Origin of the sequence: Amycolatopsis decaplanina DSM 44594 (genome assembly GCF_000342005.1) — a bacterium.
GTDB lineage: Bacteria > Actinomycetota > Actinomycetes > Mycobacteriales > Pseudonocardiaceae > Amycolatopsis > Amycolatopsis decaplanina.
The window spans coordinates 35,088-58,984 of the sequence record NZ_AOHO01000014.1; the positions used below are offsets into that span (position 1 = coordinate 35,088).

Genomic DNA, 23,897 nt, shown 5'->3' on the forward strand with positions numbered 1-23,897 from the left:
GGAGCAAATCCCATGAGAACTCGCGTCCTCATCGCGGGCCTCGCGGCGGTCGGCCTCGTCGCGGGCTGCGCGCCCGCCCAGAACACCCCCGCCGCGAGCGGCGGTGACGAGAAGTCCGGCACGGTCCGGGTCTGGCTGTTCGACGAGGCCAACCGCGCGCCCAAGGAGGCCGCCGTCAAGGAGGCCATCGCCGAGTTCAAGGCGGCGCACTCCGGCGTCGAGGTCGACGTCCAGTGGATCCCGGTGGAAGGCCGCGCCGACAAGTTTTCCGGCGCCTTCAACGATCCGGCCAGCGCGCCGGACGTCGCCGAGTTCGGCAACACCGACGTCTCCAGCTACGCCGCCACGGGTGCGCTGGCCGACCTCACCGGCGATCTCTCGTCGTGGAAGGAAGGGGCCGACATCCTGCCCGCGGTCCTGGAGACCGCGAAGTCCGGCGGCAAGACCTACGGCCTTCCGTGGTTCACCGGCATCCGCGCGTTGTACTACCGGACGGACCTCTTCGCCGAACTCGGCCTCAAGCCGCCGACGACGCTGGCGGAACTGACCGAGACCGCGAGGACGATCCGCGCGAAGAAGCCGGAGCTGTACGGCATCTCCGTCGGTGGCAAGTACACCTACGCGATGCTGCCGTTCCTGTGGGCGCACGGCGGCGAGATCGCGAAGCAGGACGGCGGCAAGTGGAAGTCCTCTGTGGACTCCGAACAGGCCAAGGCAGGCGTGACGGCGTACGCGAACCTGCTGAAGGCGGACATCTGCCCGCCAGAACAGTGTGCCAACCTCACCGGGACGCAGAGCATCACGGCGTTCGCGGGCGGCAAGGCCGGTATGTCGATCGGCGGTGACTTCAACCGCAAGGCCGTCGAAGCCGGCCAGGTGAAGGGCAAGTACGCGATCATGCCGATCCCGGGCACCGAGGTGGGCAAGATCGCCCCGGCGTTCGCGGGCGGCAACCTGCTCGGCGTGTTCAACGCGACCAAGCGCAAGAGCCTCGCGGTCGAGTTCACCCAGCTGCTCGGTGGCGCCAAGTACCAGGAGAAGATGTACGTCGCCATGGGCAACCTGCCCACCCTCGGCAGCGTCCAGCAGAAGCTCGCCGCGAGCGACCCGTCGGTCAAGCCGTTCGTCGACACGCTCACCGCGGGCACGAAGTTCGTCCCCGCCACCGCGGCGTGGTCGAAGATCGACGCGCAGAACGTGCTGCCCACCGCGATCCAGCAGATCGCGACCGGCGGCAAGGACCCCGCGGCCGCGCTGACCGCCGCGGCCGCCGAGATGAACAAGGCGTTCGGCTAAGTGGTCACGAAAGACATTCCCCGCACCACGGCTCCGGCCGTCCCGGCACGGCGGTCGCCCCGCCGTCGCCGGGACGGGCGGGCCGCCCTGCTCTACCTGGCGCCCGGTGGCATCCTGCTGCTCGCGATGCTGGTGTACCCGATCTACCAGCTCGTCCTGATCTCTTTCTACGACTACGGTCAGCCGCAGGCGGTCGGCAACGCGCCGCTGGTGTTCCTCGGCTTCGGGAACTACGTCGAACTGCTGGAGAACCTCCAATTCTGGGAGGTGCTGGCCAAGACCCTCGGCTTCACCGCGGTGTGCGTCGTCGGCAGTCTCGCGCTCGGGACGGGGCTGGCCGTGCTGGCGACCCGGGTCCGCGCGTGGGCACGGGTCCCGCTGTTCCTGGCCGCGCTCGCCGCGTGGGCGACGCCGGCCATGGCGGGCTCGTACGTCTGGCTGTTCCTGTTCGACGCCGACTTCGGCCTGGTGAACGAGGTGCTCTCGGGTCTCGGGTTCACCGGGATGGCGAATCACTCCTGGACCTTCGACACCTACAGCACGTTCGGTCTGGTGGCCGCCGAGGTCATCTGGTGTTCGTTCCCGTTCGTCATGGTGACGATGTACGCGGGGCTCAAGGGCGTGCCGGAAGAGGTCATCGAGGCCGCGTACCTCGACGGCGCGTCGACCTGGCGCACCACGTGGTCGATCACGCTGCCGATGGTGCGGCCGCTGCTGACCATCGCCACGATCCAGTCGATCATCTGGGATTTCAAGATCTTCACCCAGATCTACGTGATGACCAACGGCGGCGGCGTGGCCGGGCGCAACCTCGTGCTCAACGTCTTCGCCTATCAACAGGCCTTCGCCGGACAGGAATACGGTCTCGGCGCGGCGCTCGGAGTCGTGATGACCTTGCTGCTGCTGTCCATCACCGGGTTGTACGTCCGGTCGCAACGCCGGAGCGCCGGATGGGTGTGACCGCAGGCCGTCGAGTTCAGAAGCCCGGCAGGCTGATCGCCGAGATCGTCTGCGTGGTGATCGCGGGGATGGTCGCGTTCCCGGTGTACTGGATGGTGCTTTCGGCGTTCAAGCCCACCGGGCAGATCCAGGCGGAGAACCCCCGCCCCTGGACGCTGACACCGACCCTGGAGCACTTCGAACGGGTGCTCGGCGGCGAGGGCTTCGCGATGTTCTTCCTGAACAGCGTGATCGTGGCCGTCGTGGTGGTGGCGTTGTCGCTGCTGCTCTCGTTCCTTTCCGCGGTCGCGCTGACCCGGTTCAACTTCAAGGGCAAGACCGTGCTGCTGGTGATGGTGCTGGTGGCGCAGATGGTGCCGGTCGAGGCGCTGACCATCCCGTTGTTCTTCCTGATGCGGTCGGTCGGCGACGTCGCGCCGGCGTTCGGCACCAACCACCTCGGCTCGCTGATCCTGGTGCACCTGGCCTTCAGTCTGCCGTTCGCGATCTGGATGCTGCGCGGCTTCGTCGCCGCGGTGCCGCAGGAACTGGAAGAGGCGTCGAAGATCGACGGGGCGAGCCGCCTGCGGTTCACCTGGCAGATCCTCTTCCCGCTGGTGGCGCCCGGGCTGGTGGCGATCAGCGTGCTGGCGTTCATCCACGCCTGGAACGACTTCCTGTTCGCGAAGACGTTCATCATCTCCAACACCGAGAATCAGACGCTCCCGCTGGCGATCCTGGTGTTCTTCAAACCGGAGGACACCGACTGGGGCGCGGTGATGGCTGGCTCGACCCTGATGACCATCCCGGTGCTGGTGTTCTTCATCCTCGTGCAACGACGACTCGTGTCCGTCATGGGCGGCGCGGTGAAGGGCTGACATGCCTGGTTTCGAAACTCTGCTCCCCCGTCCCGTATCGGTGGAACCGCTGCCGGGGCAGTGTCCCGTACCGTCCGAAGTGGACGTACGCATCGACGCCGGGCTGCCCGCCGAGGGCTACCGGCTGGAGATCGATCCGTCCGGCGTGACCCTGCACGCGGCCGACGCGGCCGGCGAGTTCTACGGCCGCCAGACACTCCGGCAGCTCATCGGGCCGGACGCGTTCCGGGCGACGTCCATCCACAGTGGACAGCAGACGATCCCGTGCGGCGTGGTGACCGACCACCCGCGGTTCGGCTGGCGCGGCTGTCTACTGGACGTGGCGAGGCATTTCCGGACCAAGGCCGAGGTACTGCGGTTCATCGACCTGATCGCCGCGCACAAGCTCAACGTGCTCAATCTCCATCTGACCGACGACCAGGGCTGGCGGATCGAGATCCCCGAGTTCCCCAAGCTGACCGAGGTCGGCGGCTGGCGGAAGTCGTCCATGGTCGGCCGGCACGACGGGCCGGAACGCGACGGACGACCGCACGGCGGGTTCTACTCGGCCGACGATCTCCGTGAGATCGTCGCGTACGCCGCCGCGCGTTCGGTGACGGTCGTCCCGGAGGTCGACATCCCCGGCCACGCGCGGGCCGCGATCGCCGCGTACCCCGAGCTCGGCCCGGAAACCGCCGAACCGTGGGAAGTATGGACGAGCTGGGGCATCAGCACGTCGCTGTTGAACACGGAGAAGTCCACTGTGGATTTCTTCAAGCGCATTTTCGACCACGTGCTGGACATCTTCCCGTCGGAGGTCATCGCGCTCGGCGGTGACGAGGTTCCCGGCGCGACCGAGGAACACGGCTGGTTCGTCCGCGAGATCGCCCAGCACCTGATCGAACGAGGACGTCGTCCGCTCGGCTGGGACGAGGTGCTCGAAGCGGGTGACCTGCCGCCGATGGTCATCGGCTCGTGGCAGAGCGAGGCGGCGGGTGCTCGCGCGGCGGCCGCTGGGCATGACGTCGTCATGTGCCCTGAGGACCACGTGTATCTGGACCACCGGCAGTCCGATCACCCCGACGAACCGATCCCCGTCGGCTACCTGAGCACGTTGGAGAGCTTCTACGGCTACGAGCCGGTGCCCGCCGATTTCCCCGAGGGGAAGACGATTCTCGGCGCGCAGGCGCAGGTGTGGTCGGAGCACCTCGACACCGTGCGGCGGGTGGACTACGTCGTCTTCCCGCGGCTGTGCGCTTTCGCCGAGGTGGCGTGGAGCGACCCCGAGGGACGCGATTACGCGGAGTTCCTGCCGCGTTTGCGGGACCACCACCTGCTCCGGCTGGACGCGCTGGGCGTCGAGTACCGGCCGCTCGACGGGCCGCACCCCTGGCAGACGCGGCCCGGTGTTCCCGGACGGCCGCGGCAGAAGTAGATCCATGATGGCCCCCTTCCTCGCACCTGATGTGAGGAAGGGGGCCATCATGTCCTTATGAGTGATCAGTCCGAGCGGTGGGTCGACGCCACCCAGCTTCCTGAAGAACTCGTAGCGCTCATCGACACCCTCCGCCCCGGCGAACACGTGCTCATCACCCGGAACGGCGAGACGATCGGGACGATTTCCGGCACTGTTCAAGAAGAACAGGTCTCTTCGACGGACTCCGAAGACGTCACGGTCGTGGCCACCGCCATGAAGTTGTCGGCGTCGGCGCGTGACTCGTTGTCCGAGCGGCTCGGCCCCGGCTACATCGTCCTGGACCTGCACTCGGCGCCCCCGACCGTCGACGTCCTGCTGGTGCCGCCGGCCAGCCCGCAGCTGATCGGGAACTTCCGGGCTCTGTACCCGAAGGCCCGGATCGTGATCACGGAGATCGAAGACGCCGAACTCGGGGTCAAATACGAGGGCCCGGTGCGCCGCCTGCTCGACGCCGGCGCCGAGGCTTATCTCCCATCGAGCACGATCCCGCGTCTGGCGGAGCAGTTGGACCGGGCCATGACCCAGCTGCGGCAGCTCACCGGCGACACGTCGGCTCCCCTGACCATCGAGTGGTCAGGGGACCGCACCCTCGAATGAGCACCGGCAGCCCCACCACGTTCCGCCGCTCAGGTCGCCTGAAGTACGTGAAGGCCCCCTTCACTGCGTCTAGCGCAATAAAGGGGGCCTTCACGTACCTAGAGCGTCAGTTGTAGATGCGCTGGATGGCGCCCGCCGCGACGAGCCCGTTGGCCCACAGCGAGTTCACCCGCGAGATCTCCTGGGCGTTCGGCGTCGCGTTGGTGCAGGACGGGCCGGGGCCGCCACCGGACATCAGTTCGGAGCACGGACCCTGGTAGTTGTCCGGCAGGCCGAGCGCGTGGCCGGTCTCGTGCGCGGCGATCCGCGTCTGGTTGTACTGCTGCGCCTGCGTGTAGTCGATGAAGATGGTGCCGCGGCCGTGGCCGTCGGTCTCGGCGTACGAACCCGAGGGGTCGTTGCCTTCGGTGTAGCGCAGGGTGGCGCCCGACGAGCTCTCCTGCAGCTTCACGTTGGACACCGAGTTGTTCCAGTTCGCCACGCCCGCCTGGATGGCGGCCCGGAAGCTGGGCGCGCTCGAGGCGTCGTAGTAGACCGTGGTCACCGCCGCGGCCTTCTGAGCAGGCTGGACCGCCGCCGTGGCCTGGCCCGCGGTGACCGGGACGGCCAGCAGCGCCAAGCTCACGGACGCGGAGACGAAGAACTTCCTTGCCATGGACCCACTCCTTGTGAGGACAACGGAATGGTTCGTGAATTTAGGAGCCTTGACCGCGACCCGGCACCGACTTTCGTCGTGTCAGACAGCTGGTGATTTACCAACACTTTCGACCTATTGACATGCGCATGTCCGCATACGACTATGCCGCGCTCAAGGCTGTGGCACGAGCTTGCCCGAAGTCGCCGCGCCTCGAGTTCGGCAAGCGCCGATCTTCACGATGTTCCAGGTAGCCATCGCGCTGCGGTATAGATCGTTATACGGTTTTCGGTTTGTACCAGACCTCGGGGCGGCCGACCTGGCCGTAGCGGGGTTCGCGTTGGGCGAGGCCGTTGTCCGCGAGGTATTCGAGGTAGCGGCGTGCGGTGACGCGGGAGGCGCCGATCGCGGTCGCGGCCGCCCCGGCGGACAGGCCGTCCGCGGACGAGGCGAGGACTTCGGTGATCGCCTCCAGAGTCTGCCCGCTCATTCCCTTCGGCAGCGCCTGCCGCTCGGTGGTGCGCAATGTGCCGAGCGCGCGATCGATCTCGGCCTGCCCGGAGACTTCGCCCGAAGCCCCGTGGAACTCGGCGTAGCGCTCCAATTTCTCGCGCAGGGAAGCGAAAGTGAACGGTTTCAGCAGGTACTGCACCACGCCGACCGACACGGCGGCCTTGACCAGGGCCAGGTCACGCGCCGAGGTCACCGCGATGACGTCGATCGGGAGCCCCGCCGCGCGCAGCGACCGGCAGACGGCGAGGCCGTGCGTGTCCGGGAGATAGAAGTCCAGCAGCACCAGGTCGACCGGTTCGCGTTCGCAGAACCGCAACGCGTCGCCGCCGGAATGGACGACGCCGGACACGGTGAAGCCGGGCATCCGCTCGACGTACACCCGATGCGCGTCGGCGGCCACCGGTTCGTCCTCGACGACCAGCACCTTGATCATCGCACGGACTCCTTCGGCGGTTTCGGCGGCAAACGCACGGTGAACACCGCGCCCTCGTCGCGGCCGACGTCGATCGTCCCACTGTGCCGTCGCACCGCCTGACCCACCAGTGCCAAGCCGAGTCCGTGCCCGTCCTCGGGTTTGGTGGACCATCCGCGCCGGAAGACGTCCTCGACGTCGTCCACGCCGGGGCCGGTGTCGGCGACCCGCAACAGCAGCCCCTCGGCGGCGGACCGCACGGTGACTTCGACCCCGGGCCGTCCGCCGTCGCCGGCGTTCCCCGCCGCCGCGTCGATCCCGTTGTCGATCAGGTTGCCGAGGATGGTCACCAGGTCCCGCGGCGGGACACCGGTGTCCGAGTCCTCCATGACGGTGTCGGGCGTGATCGTGAACTCGACGCCGCGTTCGCTCGCCTCCGCCGCCTTGCCCAGCAGCAACGCCGCGAGCACCGGTTCGGCGACCGCGCCGACCACTCGGTCGGTGAGTTCCTGTGCCAGCGCGAGTTCTTCGGTCGCGAACTCGACGGCCTGTTCGGGGCGGCCGATCTCGACCAGCGAAACGACCGTGTGGAGCCTGTTCGCCGCCTCGTGGGCCTGCGACCGCAGCGCCTCGGCCAGTCCGCGCACCGTGGTCAGTTCCCCGGTCAGCGCCTGGAGTTCCGTGTGGTCACGCAAGATCACGACGGTGCCCATCGCCTTCCCCTGCGAGCGAACCGGCGCCGTGCTGACGACGAGCACCCTGGCCTCGGTGAGGTGGAGTTCGTCGGTGCGCTCCTCCCCCGAGGTGAACGCTTCGACGAGGTCTTCCGGAACGTCCAAGGAGGACAGTTCGCGGCCGACCGGATCGTCGGCGACACCCAGCAGCGCACGGGCGCCGTCGTTGCACAGCACCACCCGCCCGTCGCCGCCGACGAGCAGCAGTCCCTCGCGCACGGAATGCAGGACGGCTTCGTGGTACTCGAACAGGTTGCTCAGTTCCTCGGGCGCGATCCCCCTGGTCTGCCGACGGAGCCGGGCGCTGACCAGGTAGCTGCCGATCCCGCCGACCACCAGCACCGCCACCGCGACACCGATCAGCGGCCACAGGCGTTCCCGCAGTTCGGCGTCGATCGCCTCGACGGTGATGCCGACCGACACCAGCGCGACGACCTGCCCGGCGGCGCCGCGCACCGGGACCACGACGCGTTCGGACGGGCCGAGCGAACCGGCGTAGGTCTCGACGACCTTGCCGCCGCGTTGCGCCTCGCCGATGTTGCCGATGAACGGCTGTCCGATCAGCTCCGGATTCGGGTGTGTGTAGCGGATGCCGTTCTCGTCCATGATGGTCACGAAGTCCACGTCCGTGTCCGCGCGGACACTCTGCGCGAACGGCTGAAGAGTCCGGCTGGGCTCCGATGTGGACAGTGCGGCCAATACCCCGGGCGCGTCCGCCACCGCTTCGGCGACCGCGGTCACCTTGTCCCGCGCCCGGTCTTCGGTGGCCCTGACCGAATCCACGTAGGCGAAGGCCAGCCCCGCCGCGACAAGGACGAAGAGCACGACGAGCTGGAGAATCAGCAGCTGGCGGGCGAGACTGCCGCGCCTGGTCCGGATCCGCGTCGTCGAGGGCACCCGCTCATATCAGCACACCGGTACCGGGGCCGCTCAGCGCGCCCGGCCGGAATTCCCCGAAAACCACTCGCACGAACTCAATGAACACAACCGTGACCCAGCTCACCTGGCCGGGTGATAGTGACCGGCAATCCACGGACACACCCCTGAGCTGGAGGCAAAGGTGCCTACAACGCCGGAAGCGGCGCCCCGACGCCGCGACAAGATGCACTACCTGTACCTGGCCGTGATCGCGGCGGTCGTCCTCGGCGTCATCGTCGGGTTCGCCGCGCCGGGTCTGGCGAAGGAGCTCAAGCCGCTCGGCACGGGTTTCGTCAACCTGATCAAGATGATGATCTCTCCCATCATCTTCTGCACGATCGTGCTCGGTATCGGATCGGTGGCGAAGGCCGCGAAGGTCGGCAAGGTCGGGTTGCTGTCGCTCGGCTACTTCCTGATGATGTCGACGTTCGCGCTCGCCATCGGCCTCGTCGTGGGCAACCTCCTGCACCCGGGCGAAGGTTTGCACCTCGACCCGGCAGCCGCCGCGAAGGCGCACACACAGGCCGAGGGCGGCGAAGGCTCCGTCGACTTCCTGCTCGGCATCATCCCGACCAGCTTCGGTTCCGCGTTCACCGAAGGCCAGGTCCTGCAGACGCTGCTGGTCGCCCTGCTCGCCGGCTTCGCCTTGCAGAAGCTGGGCACCAAGGGCGAGCCGATCCGCCGCGGCATCGAACACATCCAGCGGCTCGTGTTCCGGATCCTCGCGATGATCATGTGGGCGGCCCCGGTGGGCGCGTTCGGCGCGATCGCCGCGGTGGTCGGGGAAACCGGCTGGGGCGCGCTGCGCAGCCTCGCCGTCATCATGATCGGCTTCTATCTGACCTGCCTGGTCTTCGTGTTCGGTGTGCTCGGTTCGGTCTTGTGGATCGGCGCGCGGGTCAACATCTTCACGCTGCTGCGCTACCTCGGCCGCGAGTTCCTGCTGATCCTGTCGACGTCGTCGTCCGAGTCGGCCTTGCCGCGCCTGATCGCGAAGATGGAGCACCTCGGGGTTTCCAAGCCGGTCGTCGGCATCACCGTGCCCACCGGGTACTCGTTCAACCTCGACGGCACGGCCATCTACCTGACCATGGCGACGCTGTTCATCGCGACCGCGCAGGACCAGCCGCTTTCGGTCGGCGAGCAGATCTCCTTGCTGCTGTTCATGATCATCGCGTCGAAGGGCGCGGCGGGCGTGAGCGGCGCCGGAATCGCCACTCTCGCCGGCGGTCTCCAGTCGCACCGGCCGGAACTGGTCGACGGCGTCGGCTTCATCCTCGGCATCGACCGGTTCATGTCCGAGGCCCGCGCACTGACCAACTTCGCGGGCAACGCCGTCGCGACCGTCCTGGTCGGCACCTGGACCAAGGAGTTCGACCGGGAACGGGCCAACCAGGTCTTCAGCGGCCAGGCCCCGTTCGACGAAGCCACCCTGATCGACGATCACGCCTCGGATCCCCATGAGGACCGTGACGGCGACCGGGAGAAGACAGTGGTCAACGCGTAACCACGGCGAGAGTGAACCGCGGTGCGAGGGTCCCCCGTCCTCGCACCGCGGTTCTTCGTCTTCTGGGAAACTCACGGGCATGCCGGACGCCATCGACCGCTACGTGATCTCGCGGTACTCGAAGCTGTTGCACGGCAATTTCGCCGGGATGATGAGCGGCCCCGACGGCGAGCCGTTCCTGCGTGACCTCGTCGAGGACGCGCGGACGATCACCGACGACGAACTCGACGAACTGCTCGCGGCGGACTGGCGGCCGCGGATCACCGCGGCATGGCTGATCGGCGTCGACCGCCGCACCGCGTGGCGCGGACGCCTCCGGGAACTGTTCCTGGAAAGCGATCTGGTCTTCGCCGGGCAGGGCTACTGTTTCGCGCTCGCCCGGTTCGGCGCGATCGCCGACGCCGAGATCCTCGTGTCCTATCTGGACCATTACCTCGCGCGGCCGGACCTGCGTTACGACCAGGAATGGGCGCTCGCGGCCCTGCACCACATCGACGCCGACCTCACGACCGCGTACACGTCACGCTATCTGCGGCCGGGCGGCCTCTGGGAACGCTGGTCCGCGAAGAACAGCACGGACCTGCCGTTCCAGAAGAGGTACTTCGACCTGCTGTGCTCGCACGTCCAGCGTGCCGTGCACACGGCTGACGTCAGGCGCTGACCTTCTCGTCGTAGACGACGCGGGACGCGGCGATCGAGTCGCGGTGGCGCTCGGCCCAGCTCAGCAAGCCGCTCAGCGACGCGTACAGCTCCTTCGCCATCGCCGTGGCTTCGTACTCCACCTTCGGCGGCACTGTCGGGTACACGGTGCGCACGAGCAGACCGTCGCGTTCGAGGTTCCGCAACGTCAGCGTGAGCATCCGCCTGCTGATCCCCTCCACCGACCGCTCCAGTTCGGTGAACCGCACCGGACCGCGCGTGGCCTCCAGCAGGATGCCGATCGCCCACTTGCCGCTGATCCGGTTGATCACCTCGAGCACGGTGCACACCTCGAGTTTCTCCGGATCGACCACCCTGGCCTGCGCGGTCACATCGGTGTTCCCCTGGGACATGAAAGTGCCTCCTTCCGGCGAGGAACAGAGTCACACAAGATGGGCGCTGTTACAAGTGATGCACCAAGGCATCACCTGGGGGAAGTCCATCCATGCCCCCGCCACCGCCCTCAACGGAGACGCTTCGCGTCCAGGTTGGATTCACCATGCCTCACCGTGCCCTCGCGCTGGCCGTGCTCTGCGCAGTCTCGCTGATGGTCGTCCTCGACGGCTCGATCGTCGCCGTCGCGCTACCCGCGATCCAGAACGACCTCGGCTTCACGCCGTCGACCCTGGCCTGGGTGGTCAACGCCTACCTGATCGCGTTCGCCGGGCTGCTCCTGCTGTCCGGCAGGCTGGGCGACCTGATCGGCCGGAAACGGGTCTTCCTGGCCGGGCTCGGCGTGTTCACCCTCGCCTCGCTGCTCTGCGGAATCGCGCAGGACCAGGCGCAGCTCATCGTGTTCCGCTTCCTGCAGGGCGCGGGCGGCGCGCTCGCGTCGGCCGTCGTGCTCGGCATGATCACCACGCTCCACCCGGAGCCGCGGGCAAGGGCGAAGGCCATCGGCGTCTACAGCTTCACCCAGGCCGCCGGATCGTCGATCGGGCTCATCGCGGGCGGAACGCTCACCCAACTGCTCGACTGGCACTGGACGTTCTTCGTGAACCTGCCGATCGGCGCGATCGCGCTGGCGCTGGCCGTCCGGCTGCTCGCGGACGATCGAGGCCCCGGCCTGCGCGCCGGCACCGACGTCACCGGTGCCGGACTGGTCACCGGCGGGCTGATGCTGCTGGTCTACACGATCGTCAAGGCCGAGGAATACACCTGGGCCGACACCCGCACCCTCGGGCTGCTCGCGGTGTCGCTGCTCCTGCTCGCCGGTTTCGTGTTCCGGCAAGCGAAAGCACGTCAACCGTTGCTGCCGCTGCGGATCTTCCGCCTGCGGGCGGTGTCCGGGGCGAACACGGTGATGGTCCTGATGGTCGCCGGGCTGTTCGGCTTCCAGTTCATCACCGCGCTCTACCTGCAGCGGGTGCTCCGGCTCGACGCGCTGAGCACAGGGTTCGCCTTCCTGCCCGCCCCGCTCTCGATCGCCGTGATGTCGCTGGTCTTCGCCGAGCGGCTGAACCACCGCTTCGGGGCGCGAACGGTACTCGTCACCGGACTTTCGGCGGTCGCACTGGCGCTCGGCTTCCTCGCCACCGTCGAGGCGGACGGAAACTACGCGACGGACGTCCTGCCAGCACTCGTCCTGATGGGCATCGGGTTCGGCGCGGCGATGCCGGCGCTGATGGGGCAGGCGATGTCCGACGTCGCGCCCGCCGACGCCGGGGTCGCTTCGGGGCTGATCAACACGACGCAGCAGATCGGCGCGGCGATCGGGACCGCCGTGCTCGCGACCGCCGCCGCGTCCCGCACCGGCTCGCTACTGGCCGAAGGCACCGCGATGCCCGAAGCGCTCACCAGCGGCTACCGGACCGCGTACGCGTTGAGCGCCGGACTGCTCGCTCTCGCTGTCTTCGTCGCGGCCGTTGCCCTGCGTGACCGGAAAGCTCAGGAGGCGATCGTCGCGTAAGCCCAGCCGGAAATCTCGTCGCCGAGGCGCACCTCGGCACCGGTCTCGGCGAGCTCGTCCTCGCTGTTGTGCAGGTTCCGTTTCGCTTAGGTGGCAACGGTTTCCCCGTCGGGACCGAGGACGAGGGAACCGATGTACCGGTGGCCATCCTCCACCAGCGGCAGTCCGGTCACACGCATGGCGGGAGCCTAGCCCGCCGAAGCCCCCAGATACCCCCGCAATCCGTTTTGCCCCCGGCGCATCATGAGCGCGTGGTTGATCCGGAACACCGGCCTTGCGACGCGATCGAGCTTGCGCAGCAACGGTTTCCGCGCCTCGACCTCCTGCGTGATCTCGAGTCTGGTGCAGTTGCCCACCGGTCTCAGCAACCCCGCCAGTATCCCCTCCAGATCGCCGCTGAGCAGGACCCGCACCCGCCCGCCGCGCTCGTCCTGCCGATCGCGGTGCATCCGTACGGTCAGTGCGTACGGCAGCCTGGACCGGCAGACGAGTTCGGCGGTGTCCTCGTCGACCTGACTGACCGAGCGGACGTCGCGCCACCACAGCGGATACGCGGCCAGGTCGACGACGGCGTCGAAAACCGCTTTGGGCGAGGCGGGAAGCACCCAGGTGTCGCGGAAGCGGTACCAACCGCCTCCGCGACCCGTGAGCGAACCCGTCATACCCGCGCCGACACCAGGTTCCGGCCGTCCATCGTCACGACGTCGACCGAGGCCACGTCGCCAGGGGCGACCAACGCGGAACCGTCGACACCGGTGCCCTCGCGCTGTCCCTTCTCCGAAACGAGCCAGCTGCCGGCGTTGACCCGTTCTCCGCTTTTGGTCACCACGACGAGCGCGCACTTCTCGCCTTCGCGGACGCCGGTGGCCTTGGCGTGCAGCCGCACCCAGCCCGCGGCCGGAACCACCCGCACGGCCAGCTGTACGCCCGTGTCCCGGTCGGTCGCCGCGAGATCGCGGGTGCCGGGCACGGGGGCGGTCACCGTCGGCACCGGCAGTGCCACCGTCGACGGTTCGGGCGACGTCTGCCGTCCGACCAGCACGCCCGCGCCCAGCGCCACTACGACCAGAACAGCAGCACCGGCCACGGCGAGGAGCCGCCGCGGCCCGCGTTCCTGGGTGCCTTCTTCTTCGCGAACCTGACGCAGCGTGCGCTGCAGGAGCAGATCTCCCCCGTCGGGAGGTCCTTCGAGGAACGCCTCCGGCGGCACCTCGTCGAGGTGGTACCGCAGCTCCGACAGCTCGCGCACCTCACGACGGCACGTGGGGCAGTTCGCCAGATGTGTCTCGAACGTGGCCGCTTCCGCCGGAGTCAGCCCGCCGAGGACGTAGGCGGCGAGCTGACCCTGGTCGTGTCCCACCGCACTCATCGCGCTACCTCCTTCCCTGGCCCGGACATCACGGCTCTGAGCGCCCGTAAGGCGTAATAAGATCTCGACTTAACGGTACCCGGGGCCACGCCCAGGGACTGCGCGGCTTCGGCCACCGTCCGGCCCCGGTAGTAGATCTCCACCAGCACCTCACGATGTTCCGCGGACAGGCCGTCCATCGCCCCGAGCACGGCCATCGAGTCCACGACGCTCTGCGCGTGGTCCCGCTCCACCGCCGGGTTGGGCACGCCTTCCTCCGGCTCCGCCACTTCGGGTGGCCGCGCCGCCCTGGCCCGTGCGCGGTCGGTGATGATGTTCCGGGCGACCGTGAGCAGCCAGCCCCGCACCGATCCCTTCGCGTCGTTCTCCAGGTCTTCGGCGTGTTTCCAGGCCCGGACCAAGGTCTCCTGCACGACGTCCTCCGCGGCCGCGCGGTCCCCGGTCAGCCTCGTCGCGTACGCCAGCAGGCTTCGCCCGTGTTCGGCGTACAAGTGCCGGACCAAGTCCTCGCCTTTGGCCTTTTTGGGCCGCCAGCCTCCGATCGCCACTCGCGTCCTCCCGACGGTCTTCTGGGTCGGCGAGGACAGTACTGCAACCCGCAGGGACAGAGTGGATCGTTCGGCGCGCGCCGCGATCGAACTGTGCATCGGCACCGGCCTCTCCTCGGTTCTCCATGGCCGCCTCCTCTTGCCCCCCACACGGACGGCGCGGGGATGCGGTTCAACCGGGGCCTTGTCGATCACCGGGCGCGCTCGTATGCTGACGCCTCCGGATTCCGCCGCCGCCTGATTCCCGGGAGGGTCTCGGCGTGCCGAGGAAACTCGTGGCCGTTCTGCTGGCGGTCGCTTTCGTGTCGGGATGCGGCGAGGAGCCGCGGTTCACCGCGACGCTGACGGATCCGGTGAACGTCGATCTGAGCTGGCCCGACGACGACCCGGACGTGGCGGGACGGGTCGTCGAGTACACCACCGATCCGCACGGCGAGTACACGATCCTGCAGTTCGTGCCGCCGCGGCAGACGACCTACCGGCATCCGGATCTGATGCCGGAAACGCGGTTCTACTACCGGATCCGGCCGTTCTACGGTGCCGTGTCCGACCCGGTCACGGTTTCCGGCCCCGCTACTCCTGCCGCTGCCGGACCCACCGTGCCGCTCCGAGCGGGTGATCGATCGGCCGCTCCGGCGGCGTTCCGGGCCGAGCCCGCGCCGGAGGAGATGGTGCGGTTCGGCTGGACCGATCGCTCCAGCGACGAAGACGGCTTCCTGGTGGAGATCAAGAAACCGGGCACCGCCGAGTTCGTGCCGATCGAGGTCTCGGATCCGGGAACGACTTCGGCCGGGCTAGCTTCGATGCCGGGCGAAGAAGGCGCCTCGTATCGGCTGCGCGCCTTCTACTACGGGCCCGCTTCGCCGGTGCTGGACCTCGTGAGTGGTAAGGACGGTTAGAACCGTCCTTACCACTCACGAGCCCTAAGCGAGAACGGTCTTCAAGAACTCACCGGTGTAACTCTCCTCCACCGAAGCGACGTGCTCCGGCGTGCCCTCCGCGATCACGGTGCCACCACCGGAACCGCCCTCGGGGCCCATGTCGATGATCCAGTCCGAGGTCTTGATGACGTCGAGGTTGTGCTCGATGACGATCACCGTGTTGCCCTTGTCCACCAGCCCGTTGATCACGCCGATCAGCTTGCTGATGTCCTCGAAGTGCAGACCGGTGGTCGGCTCGTCGAGGATGTAGACCGTCTTGCCGGTGGACCGCTTCTGCAGTTCGCTGGCGAGCTTGACGCGCTGCGCCTCACCGCCCGACAGCGTCGGCGCGGGCTGCCCGAGCCGGACGTAGCCGAGGCCGACGTCGACGAGGGTGGCCAGGTGCCGGTGGATGGCCTTGATCGGCTCGAAGAACTCGGCCGCCTCCTCGATCGGCATGTTCAGCACGTCGGAGACGGTCTTGCCCTTGTAGTGCACCTCGAGGGTCTCCCGGTTGTACCGGTCGCCCTTGCAGACCTCACACGGGACGTAGACGTCCGGCAGGAAGTTCATCTCGATCTTGATCGTGCCGTCACCGGCGCAGGCCTCGCACCGGCCGCCCTTGACGTTGAACGAGAACCGGCCCTGCTGGTAGCCGCGCACCTTCGCCTCGGTGGTCGCGGCGAACAGCTTGCGCACGTGGTCCCAGACACCGGTGTACGTCGCCGGGTTGGACCGCGGGGTGCGGCCGATCGGCGACTGGTCGACGCGGACCAGCTTGTCGACGTTGCCGAGCCCGTTCACGCGGGTGTGACGGCCGGGGACCTGGCGCGCGCCGTTGAGCTTGTTCGCCAGCACGGTCGCGAGGATGTCGTTGACCAGCGTGGACTTCCCGGACCCCGACACACCGGTGACCGACACGAGGCAGCCGAGCGGGAACGACACGTCGAGACCGCGCAGGTTGTGCTCGCGCGCGCCGACGACCGTCAGCTGACGCTTCTTGTCGATCGGGCGCCGGATCGCCGGGACCTCGATCTTGGTGCGGCCCGACAGATACGCGCCGGTGATCGAATCCTTGTTCCGCAGGATCTTCTTGTACGGTCCACTGTGGACGATGTGGCCACCGTGCTCACCGGCGCCGGGACCGATGTCGACCACCCAGTCGCTGGAGCGGATGGTGTCCTCGTCGTGCTCGACGACGATCAGCGTGTTGCCGAGGTCCCGCAGCCGGACCAGCGTCTCGATCAGCCGGTGGTTGTCGCGCTGGTGCAGCCCGATCGATGGCTCGTCCAGCACGTACAGCACGCCGACCAGACCGGAACCGATCTGCGTGGCGAGCCGGATGCGCTGCGCCTCGCCACCGGAAAGGGTGCCGGAAGCGCGGTCGAGTGAGAGGTAGTTGAGCCCGACGTCGAGAAGGAAGCGCAGCCGCGCCTGGATCTCCTTCAGCACCGCGCCGGCGATCACCTGCTCGCGCTTGCCGAGCTCGAGCTCATCGAGGAACTGCGACGCCTCCGCGATCGAGAGTGCGCAGACCTCGGCGATCGACCGGTCGCCCTGCGTCTTGTGTTCCAGGGTGACGGCGAGGATCTCCGGCTTGAGCCGCGTTCCCTGGCAGGCCGGGCACGGCACCTCGCGCATGTAGCCCTCGTACCGCTCACGCATGTACTCGGACTCCGTCTGCTCCTGGCGCCGCTCGAGGAACGGGATGACGCCCTCGAAGCTCGCGTAGTAGGAACGCTGACGGCCGTAGCGGTTCTTGTAGCGGACGTGGACCTGCTCGTCGACGCCGTGCAGGACGGCCTTCTGCACCTTCGCCGGCAGCTTGCGCCACGGCGTGTCCATCCGGAAGCCGATGGTCTCCGACAGCGATTCGAGCAGGCGGATGAAGTAGTCCGCACTCTGGCCGCCCGCCCACGGCGCGATGGCGCCCTCGCCGAGGGACATCTCGTCGTCCGGGACCACGAGTTCCGGGTCGACCTCCTTGCGGACGCCGATACCGGTGCAGTCGGGGCAGGCTCCGTAGGGCGCGTTGAAGGAGAACGACCGCGGCTCGAGGTCCTCGATCGCCAGCGGGTGGCCGTTGGGGCAGGCAAGGTTCTCGGAGAAACCGCGCACCCGATGCGGGTCGTTCTCCGGCAGGTCGACGAACTCCAGTTCGATCAGGCCGTCGGCCAGCCGGAGCGCCGTCTCGACCGAGTCGGTGAGCCGCTGCCGCGAGCTCGTCTTCACCGAGAGCCTGTCGATGATGACGGCGATCTGATGCTTTTCCTGCTTCTTCAGCTTCGGCGGGTCGGTGAGCGGGTGGATCGTCCCGTCGACCACGACACGCGCGTAGCCCTGCTGCTGCAGGTTCTCGAAGAGGTCGAGGTACTCCCCCTTGCGCCCGCGCACGACCGGCGCGAGCACCTGGAAACGGGTGCCCTCCTCCATGGCGAGCACCTGGTCGACGATCTGCTGCGGGGTCTGCTTGCTGATCGCCTCTCCGCACTGCGGGCAGTGCGCCTTGCCGGCGCGGGCGTAGAGCAGGCGCAGGTAGTCGTAGACCTCGGTGATGGTGCCGACGGTCGAACGCGGGTTGCGCGAGGTGGACTTCTGGTCGATCGACACCGCGGGCGAAAGGCCCTCGATGAAGTCGACGTCCGGCTTGTCCATCTGGCCGAGGAACTGGCGCGCGTACGCCGACAGCGACTCGACGTAGCGGCGCTGCCCTTCGGCGAAGATGGTGTCGAAGGCGAGGCTCGACTTCCCGGACCCGGACAGACCGGTGAACACGATCAGGCTGTCGCGGGGCAGGTCGAGATCCACACCGCGGAGGTTGTGCTCGCGGGCGCCGCGAACAACGAGGCGATCAGCCACGCCAGGATCCCTTCAGGTTTCATTCTCAGCTGCGGTCGCCGGCCCGGTCGATAGCTGCACGGGCGGCCGCTTCCATGCTACGAGGCACCACCGACAGAAACTGGTTCCGAGTCTTCGACCTGCGGTTTTCCAGGCTTTCCGGGTCGATCCCGGCGAGCGGTGAGCCACCGGTGGACCGGCCGTTCCACGCCCGCGGTGATCGCCCAGCCCCCGAGTACGGCGGCGGCCAGCACGATGAGGAGCCGCAGCCAGCCGGGGACACCGACGTTCAGAAGGGCACGGGCCAGGATGTAACCGAGTTCCTGGTGCACCAGATAAAGACCATACGAGATGCCCGCGAGCCAGGTGACAGCCGGGGCGATCCGGGACAGCCCGGGGAACCGCCAGTCCGGTCCGCGCGCGGCCAGGCACACCAGCAGCAGCATGATCGCGAACCCGATGGCCGACGGCCAGCGCTCGGGGTCGTTCGGCAGCGCCTGGTGGAACGGGAAGACCTGCAGGTCCTGCGCGGCGCAGGCGGCGAGCACGAACAGCGCGAGGTGCCAGTGCGCCAGCCGTCGTTTCGCCCACAACCAGATCGCGATCCCGATGGCGAAGACGTGCACGCGGTGCAGGCCGAGGCCGTAGTAGAAGGTCTCCACGAGCTTCGGTGTGGAAACCGGGTCGAACACGACGAACCGGAGGAACAGCGGGACCAGGATCAGCGCCCAGAGCAGCCCGACCGTGAGCCGGTGGGTGCGCCACCGGCGCGGCCACAGAAGGGCGGCGGCGGTGAAGGCGATGAGCTGGACCGGCAGCGTCCAGTAGGCGCCGTCGAGATAGTAGAAGAGCTCGTACCGCCAGCCCCATTCCTGGACCATGCCCAGGTTGCCGAGCAGATCGGCGCCGGTGGGGATGTACCAGGGCGACGGATCGGACGGCGGGCCTTGCGGGACACCGAACAGGAATCCGGAGAGGCCCGGCGGGAACGGCAGGCCGCTGAACCGGATCGTCGCGTACCGGGCGACGACGTAGGTGACGACCACCGCCACCAGGTACGCGGGCACCAGCCGCGCGACCCGGTTCCACAGCCACCGCCCGGGGCGCCCCTTGCGAAGGCTCGCGCACACGAAGAAGGCGGAAATCACCAAAAGGATGGCCGCGCCGAACTGAGCGGTTACCCGAAAGGGGTAACCCACCAGTTCCGGATGCAGAAGCGCCCCCTGATGGGTGACATGACCGAGCATGACCGCGAAGACGGCGACCACACGGAGCAGATCCCAGCTGATCCGGCGCGGACTGCGCGTTCCGGTCGGCGGCGAAGGGTCGGGCACGAGCGTCCTGTGGTTCGGCTGGCGGGGCGACGCGCAGCCTACGGCCTGCTCCTGTGCGCCGCCTGTGCGGGTGGAACCGATTGCAGGCGAACGACTACCGTGTGCGGTGTGAACATCGTCGAGACCTACACCGGGCATGTCGACCCCGGCGGCGACGCCGCCCGTCGCACCCTGGACGCGCTCACCATCACGAAGCTGTCGGTCGGTCCGATGGACAACAACGCGTATCTGCTCGTCTGCCGCGCCGAGAACGAGGCGCTGCTGATCGACGCCGCGAACGACCCGGAACGGATCTCCGACCTCATCGGCCACGGCCCCGACCGGCCCGCGCTGAAGACCGTCGTGACCACCCACCAGCACCAGGACCACTGGCAGGCCCTCGGCGCCGTCGCCGGCGCGAACGGTTCGAACACCGCCGCCCACCCGCTGGACGCCGAACCGCTGCCGATCCCGCCGGACTTCCTCGTCGAACACGGCGACACGATCAAGGTCGGACAGGTCACCCTCGAGGTGATCCACCTTCGCGGCCACACCCCCGGCTCCATCGCGCTGCTGTACCGCGACCCGAACGGGCACCCGCACCTGTTCACCGGCGACTCGCTGTTCCCAGGCGGGGTCGGGAAAACTAACTCGCCGGAGGACTTCAAGTCGCTTCTGGACGACGTCGAGTCGCGGATCTTCGGTGAGCTGCCGGACGAGACTTGGTTCTACCCGGGCCACGGCGACGACTCGACGCTGGGCGAGCAGCGCGGGCACCTGGCCGAGTGGCGTGAACGCGGCTGGTGAACAGACGACGCTCTTGAACGGGGGCCGCCTACCTAGCAGGCGGCCCCCGTTTGCTGTTGGAGCAGCGAAAATGGAGCGTGGCCGGAAGCTGGAGGTCCACATGACTTCACAGCTTGCCATCCTGGCGATACACAGCCGGACAGTTCGCCTCGCTGTCCCTCCCTCAAGCCGACAGCTTGGCCTATGTCATACGACGTGAGTATCGAAGCCAACTCATGGGCACTCAAGTCCACCGAGGTCCCTCAATGCCGACGTGACGCACCCTCCCTCGTGATCGTGTTGATAGGACTTGCCAACCATGGCGGTCTGGACGGCTGCAGTACGACGAACCAAACCATTGGCCAAGCTGAAGCCAGACTGGCCGCGATCCGCGAAAGAGTCCTGAGGGAGCGCGCTGAAGAGGCAGCCGTTCAGGCATTGACGGAATCCCCGCCCGTCTGCAACTGGACAGCATCCGCACGCCAACCCGGGCCCGACAACGGCACGTTCACCAAACGACAGTGGCCTGTACTTCTCTCAGAACAACCTGGTCGTTGGCCAGCCGAGCGAGACGGGAAGCAGCGTCTTCAGGCCAAGACCGTCGCTTCACCAGCATGATCGACCACCCCACTGACCGCCTGTCCGCTGGCACGACCATCACGGAATTTGAGTCAGGACCGGAACGACCGGCAATTGACATGAGGGTCTGCCCAACGCGTGACTGGCACAAAGCGACCGCCTCCATGGGAGTGCGACCCACGCGGCCTAAAGCAGCGAAGCTGTGCTGTGTCGGCACAAGCACACCAGCTGGCTCTTGCCCCGGATTCAAGAACTGACGGTGACACTTTAGTGTCTACGGTACGCCGAGCGGATAAGCACTGAGGGGTGACTCGTGGGCCACGTTTACCTGTACCTAGACGAGACCGGCGATTTCGACATGTCGGGCAAGGCGGCTGCAAGCTCCTACTTTGGCCTAGGCCAAGCAACGTTTCGTGGTGACCACGGACGGCAGGTCTGGGAAGGCATGCAGCTCCGGTTTGCACTGGAGTCAGAGGGGGTGCGCCTGCCCAGTGGCCTACATGCCAAAAACGATCACCACAAAACACGCGAGCGAGTGTTCCAGCTGATTCAGAAGCATGCTCCGCGTGTCGACGTCACTCTCCTCCTTAAAGAGAGGGCCTACCCAGGCGTAAGGCGCAAGATCGTCGATAACGATACTTACCTCTACCGTTTGGCTTGGTTTCTGCATTTCCATTACCAAGCTAAGTATGTGCTGAACCGGACGGACAAGGTGTACGTCGTCGCTGCAACACTGGGTACCGGGAAGAAGAAGAAAGCCGTCCGGGAAGCTATCGAGGAGGTGTGCGCTCAGTTTCCGTGGCTGGATCTGACCTTGTGCACCTGGGACAGCGCAAGCTCATGGGGACTACAGGTCGCCGACTACGCGCTCTGGACCGTTCAACGTCGGCTTGTGAAGGGCGAGTGCGCTCACTACGAGACTGTATATCCGTTGCTAAAAACGTGCTTCCGCCCGTGGGAGGGATATAAGGAGCGGCCAGCTATCTCGGTAAAACCCGAGAAGCGAGCCCCTGGCTCCCTTATCGCTGACCGCCCTGCCACCAGTTTCCCGGGCGAAGCTCCTCCAGTCAAGGCTGACGAATCCGAGGGCACCAGCCTCAACACGCCCCGTTTCTCATGGGAAGACTCCTTCGATCCATGGATGAACGAAGACGAGCCCGAGGAACAAGAGGACGTTTGGAGTGCGGCACCGCCGGAAGCTTTCGAAGATCTGACGACCGACGAGGACCCGGCATCTCAATCCCTACGCCGCAGGTTGGAGGAACTGGACTACCTGTAGCAGCGTCAGACACGGCACGCCTCAATGCGAGCCTACAACAACCAACGCTCACTGCAGGAACAGCACTTCGACCACCATCAAAGATGTCGTCGGCCTCTTGTCCCATCTGAACCGCCTCGACCTCGGGCAACCCCTCGATGCCGTCGGGCCAGCTTCTCGGTAGTCAGACACTGCCGACGCGGTATCGTCCGCAGCTCAGCCACTTCGACGCCGTCGCGAGGTAGATCTCGCCGGCTCGACGGCGTCCATGCCGGCAGGGGAGTTGTTACGAACTCGCACTGGGGGATCACACCTTCCTGGGGCAAAGATAGCCATCCGTAGCTCAGCGAGCTACGGATGGCTAGTTTGTTCACCGCTGAGGCGATACACTGTTCCCAGGCGGGGTCGGGAAAACGAACTCGCCGGAGGACTTCAAGTCGCTGCTGGACGACGTCGAGTCGCGGATCTTCGGGGAACTGCCGGACGAAACGTGGTTCTACCCGGGACACGGGGACGACTCGACGCTGGGAGAGCAGCGCCCGCATGTCGCGGAGTGGCGCGAACGCGGCTGGTGAAGCTAGGCAAGGCAGGCCGCACCAGGCCTGCGGCGGCCCTGCCCTGCCTTTACTCTTCGTATCGTTTTGTCACGACGAAGGCTGTTCCAGCGAGGGCTTCTCCCACGGCGGTTTTTGCCCAGGCGGCCAACACGTCGAACTGCCCACCACTCAGATTCAGCAGTTCGGCGATCTCCGAGAGAGTCGGCGGCTCCGACCGAACTCAGTCGAGTACAGACTCACCGCTGGAACTGCGGCCTTCCTCAGTTCGCGGACCGTCCGGAACCCAGCGGCGTATCTCGACATTCCAGCCGGATCAATCTTCTCGCTGAGCGCCCGACAAGGATCGTCACCGAAGCGGCACCGATCAACAATCGGATCAAAAAGCGGGCAAGCACCTGCTCAGACACCGACGACTTCGACCACGCTGTCCAAGCCTTTGAAGTCGTCTTCGTTCCGGGTATACAGCGGCAGCTCTCGCGAGGACGCGATGGCGGCGATCATCAAATCTATCCGCCGAGGTCGCGGATCCCGGTTCGCCGCGAGGACCAGCGCGACCAACGTTCCATAGCGGGCAGCGGCATCACCGTCGAACGGAAGCGGGGCGAAGTCGACGATCGCGGCACCGAGCTTCTCAGTGCGCGCCGCGCGAACCGCGGCATCCTTCGCCATCGCCACCCCTTGATGGAGCTCAGCCATGGTGACAGCGGTGAGTTCCGGGATCTTCGGCAGTGCAGCAGGGTCGAGCAGACCAAGATCGATGTAAGTACAGGTGTCGAGCACACCTGCTTCGTGACGCTCAGCCACGCCCCTGCTCCCACACGTCGTCAGAATCGACACGGTCTTCGGTTCCGAAGAACTCGTCGGCTTCTTGCCGCATTTGGGCCGCCTCGACCTTCGGCAACCCTCGATGCCTCTGGACCAGTTCCTCAGCGGTCGGACGTCGTCTACGAGGTATCGGCCGCAGCTCAGCCACTTCGACACCGTTGCGAGTGACGTGGTAAATCTCGCCTGCCTCGACGGCGTCCATGACGGCGGCGGAGTTGTTGCGAAACTCGCGCTGGCTGATCACCTTCATGAGACGAGTGTAGCCAGGTGTAGCTCAGTGGGCTACGCCTGGCCGCGGTCTGAACCTGGCAAGGCCTCGTCCACTTGGCCTTCAGCGCAACGTGGCAACGGAAACAAGGCGGCCCCACGGCCCCATGGCGTTTTTCCTCGAAGAGATCCACAATGTGGCTAT

Annotated in this window: 22 protein-coding genes and 1 pseudogene; 12 read left to right on the forward strand and 11 right to left on the reverse strand. The window is 67.0% G+C overall.

Features of this window, described 5'->3' with window-relative positions:
• Window positions 1-12: 12 nt before the first annotated feature.
• The 5 genes from H074_RS00540 to H074_RS00560 are packed head-to-tail and all read left to right on the forward strand — an operon-like array spanning window position 13 to window position 5,166.
• The gene (locus tag H074_RS00540; protein WP_007028054.1) at window positions 13-1,296 is read left to right on the forward strand and encodes an extracellular solute-binding protein; all 1,284 of its coding nucleotides are present in this window, start codon (window positions 13-15) and stop codon (window positions 1,294-1,296) included.
• Complete coding sequence (locus H074_RS00545; protein ID WP_007028055.1) at window positions 1,297-2,256, forward strand: carbohydrate ABC transporter permease; 960 nt, start codon at window positions 1,297-1,299, stop codon at window positions 2,254-2,256.
• A complete protein-coding gene (locus H074_RS00550; protein ID WP_007028056.1) occupies window positions 2,247-3,113 on the forward strand; it encodes a carbohydrate ABC transporter permease in 867 nt (288 codons plus the stop codon). Before H074_RS00545 ends, H074_RS00550 begins: the two co-directional genes overlap by 10 nt.
• Window position 3,114: 1 nt before the next feature.
• Entirely contained in the window at window positions 3,115-4,527 is a 1,413-nt protein-coding gene (locus tag H074_RS00555; RefSeq protein ID WP_007028057.1) for a beta-N-acetylhexosaminidase, read from the forward strand.
• A gap of 57 nt (window positions 4,528-4,584) precedes the next feature.
• Entirely contained in the window at window positions 4,585-5,166 is a 582-nt protein-coding gene (locus tag H074_RS00560) for a response regulator (RefSeq protein ID WP_007028058.1), read from the forward strand.
• Between the two features lie 106 nt (window positions 5,167-5,272).
• Here the strand turns inward: H074_RS00560 and H074_RS00565 are convergent, their stop codons facing one another.
• The 3 genes from H074_RS00565 to H074_RS00575 form a co-directional block, all read right to left on the reverse strand.
• Window positions 5,273-5,821, reverse strand: a complete 549-nt coding sequence (locus tag H074_RS00565; protein ID WP_007028059.1) for a snapalysin family zinc-dependent metalloprotease — start codon at window positions 5,819-5,821, stop codon at window positions 5,273-5,275.
• Window positions 5,822-6,077: 256 nt separating this feature from the next.
• Window positions 6,078-6,746 (reverse strand): response regulator, encoded by a 669-nt coding sequence (locus tag H074_RS00570; RefSeq protein WP_007028060.1) that lies wholly within the window; start codon window positions 6,744-6,746, stop codon window positions 6,078-6,080.
• Window positions 6,743-8,356, reverse strand: coding sequence for an ATP-binding protein (locus H074_RS00575; RefSeq protein WP_007028061.1), 1,614 nt, complete (start codon window positions 8,354-8,356; stop codon window positions 6,743-6,745). Before H074_RS00575 ends, H074_RS00570 begins: the two co-directional genes overlap by 4 nt.
• A gap of 205 nt (window positions 8,357-8,561) precedes the next feature.
• On the opposite strand from H074_RS00575, the gene H074_RS00580 reads away from it, so the two are divergent.
• On the forward strand, window positions 8,562-9,884 hold the full coding sequence (locus H074_RS00580) for a C4-dicarboxylate transporter DctA (protein ID WP_007028062.1): 1,323 nt from the start codon (window positions 8,562-8,564) through the stop codon (window positions 9,882-9,884).
• A gap of 79 nt (window positions 9,885-9,963) precedes the next feature.
• Entirely contained in the window at window positions 9,964-10,545 is a 582-nt protein-coding gene (locus tag H074_RS00585) for a DUF6000 family protein (protein ID WP_007028063.1), read from the forward strand.
• Here the strand turns inward: H074_RS00585 and H074_RS00590 are convergent.
• On the reverse strand, window positions 10,535-10,936 hold the full coding sequence (locus tag H074_RS00590) for a winged helix-turn-helix transcriptional regulator (RefSeq protein ID WP_007028064.1): 402 nt from the start codon (window positions 10,934-10,936) through the stop codon (window positions 10,535-10,537). The two genes, H074_RS00585 and H074_RS00590, sit on opposite strands and share 11 nt — an antisense overlap.
• Window positions 10,937-11,082: 146 nt before the next feature.
• On the opposite strand from H074_RS00590, the gene H074_RS00595 reads away from it, so the two are divergent.
• On the forward strand, window positions 11,083-12,492 hold the full coding sequence (locus H074_RS00595) for an MFS transporter (RefSeq protein WP_007028065.1): 1,410 nt from the start codon (window positions 11,083-11,085) through the stop codon (window positions 12,490-12,492).
• A 188-nt stretch (window positions 12,493-12,680) separates the two neighbouring features.
• Here H074_RS00595 and H074_RS00600 read toward each other — a convergent pair whose 3' ends face one another.
• The 3 genes from H074_RS00600 to H074_RS00610 are packed head-to-tail and all read right to left on the reverse strand — an operon-like array spanning window position 12,681 to window position 14,409.
• Window positions 12,681-13,154 (reverse strand): SRPBCC family protein, encoded by a 474-nt coding sequence (locus H074_RS00600; protein WP_007028066.1) that lies wholly within the window; start codon window positions 13,152-13,154, stop codon window positions 12,681-12,683.
• Entirely contained in the window at window positions 13,151-13,861 is a 711-nt protein-coding gene (locus H074_RS00605; protein ID WP_007028067.1) for an anti-sigma factor family protein, read from the reverse strand. Before H074_RS00605 ends, H074_RS00600 begins: the two co-directional genes overlap by 4 nt.
• Window positions 13,858-14,409 carry a sigma-70 family RNA polymerase sigma factor gene (locus H074_RS00610; protein ID WP_161630663.1) on the reverse strand — a complete coding sequence of 184 codons (552 nt, stop codon included), beginning with the start codon at window positions 14,407-14,409 and terminating at the stop codon, window positions 13,858-13,860. The genes H074_RS00605 and H074_RS00610 overlap by 4 nt, the downstream gene beginning before the upstream one ends.
• Before the next feature lie 260 nt (window positions 14,410-14,669).
• On the opposite strand from H074_RS00610, the gene H074_RS00615 reads away from it, so the two are divergent.
• Complete coding sequence (locus H074_RS00615) at window positions 14,670-15,308, forward strand: fibronectin type III domain-containing protein (RefSeq protein ID WP_039921106.1); 639 nt, start codon at window positions 14,670-14,672, stop codon at window positions 15,306-15,308.
• A gap of 24 nt (window positions 15,309-15,332) precedes the next feature.
• Here H074_RS00615 and uvrA read toward each other — a convergent pair whose 3' ends face one another.
• Together uvrA and H074_RS00625 are read right to left on the reverse strand one after the other, a co-directional pair.
• Window positions 15,333-18,188 carry an excinuclease ABC subunit UvrA gene (uvrA, locus tag H074_RS00620; protein ID WP_007028070.1) on the reverse strand — a complete coding sequence of 952 codons (2,856 nt, stop codon included), beginning with the start codon at window positions 18,186-18,188 and terminating at the stop codon, window positions 15,333-15,335.
• Window positions 18,189-18,265: 77 nt separating this feature from the next.
• Window positions 18,266-19,501, reverse strand: a complete 1,236-nt coding sequence (locus tag H074_RS00625; RefSeq protein ID WP_007028071.1) for an acyltransferase family protein — start codon at window positions 19,499-19,501, stop codon at window positions 18,266-18,268.
• Window positions 19,502-19,609: 108 nt separating this feature from the next.
• On the opposite strand from H074_RS00625, the gene H074_RS00630 reads away from it, so the two are divergent.
• The 3 genes and pseudogenes from H074_RS00630 to H074_RS39020 form a co-directional block, all read left to right on the forward strand.
• Entirely contained in the window at window positions 19,610-20,287 is a 678-nt protein-coding gene (locus H074_RS00630; protein ID WP_007028072.1) for an MBL fold metallo-hydrolase, read from the forward strand.
• Window positions 20,288-21,158: 871 nt separating this feature from the next.
• Window positions 21,159-22,124, forward strand: coding sequence for a DUF3800 domain-containing protein (locus H074_RS39015; protein ID WP_007028073.1), 966 nt, complete (start codon window positions 21,159-21,161; stop codon window positions 22,122-22,124).
• Window positions 22,125-22,483: 359 nt separating this feature from the next.
• Window positions 22,484-22,678, forward strand: a pseudogene (locus H074_RS39020) (MBL fold metallo-hydrolase); the annotation flags it as partial.
• Window positions 22,679-23,059: 381 nt separating this feature from the next.
• On the opposite strand, the gene H074_RS00640 reads toward H074_RS39020, so the two are convergent.
• On the reverse strand, window positions 23,060-23,464 hold the full coding sequence (locus tag H074_RS00640; protein WP_039921109.1) for a type II toxin-antitoxin system VapC family toxin: 405 nt from the start codon (window positions 23,462-23,464) through the stop codon (window positions 23,060-23,062).
• Window positions 23,457-23,735 (reverse strand): type II toxin-antitoxin system Phd/YefM family antitoxin, encoded by a 279-nt coding sequence (locus H074_RS00645; RefSeq protein WP_007028075.1) that lies wholly within the window; start codon window positions 23,733-23,735, stop codon window positions 23,457-23,459. The genes H074_RS00640 and H074_RS00645 overlap by 8 nt, the downstream gene beginning before the upstream one ends.
• Between the last annotated feature and the right edge of the window lie 162 nt (window positions 23,736-23,897).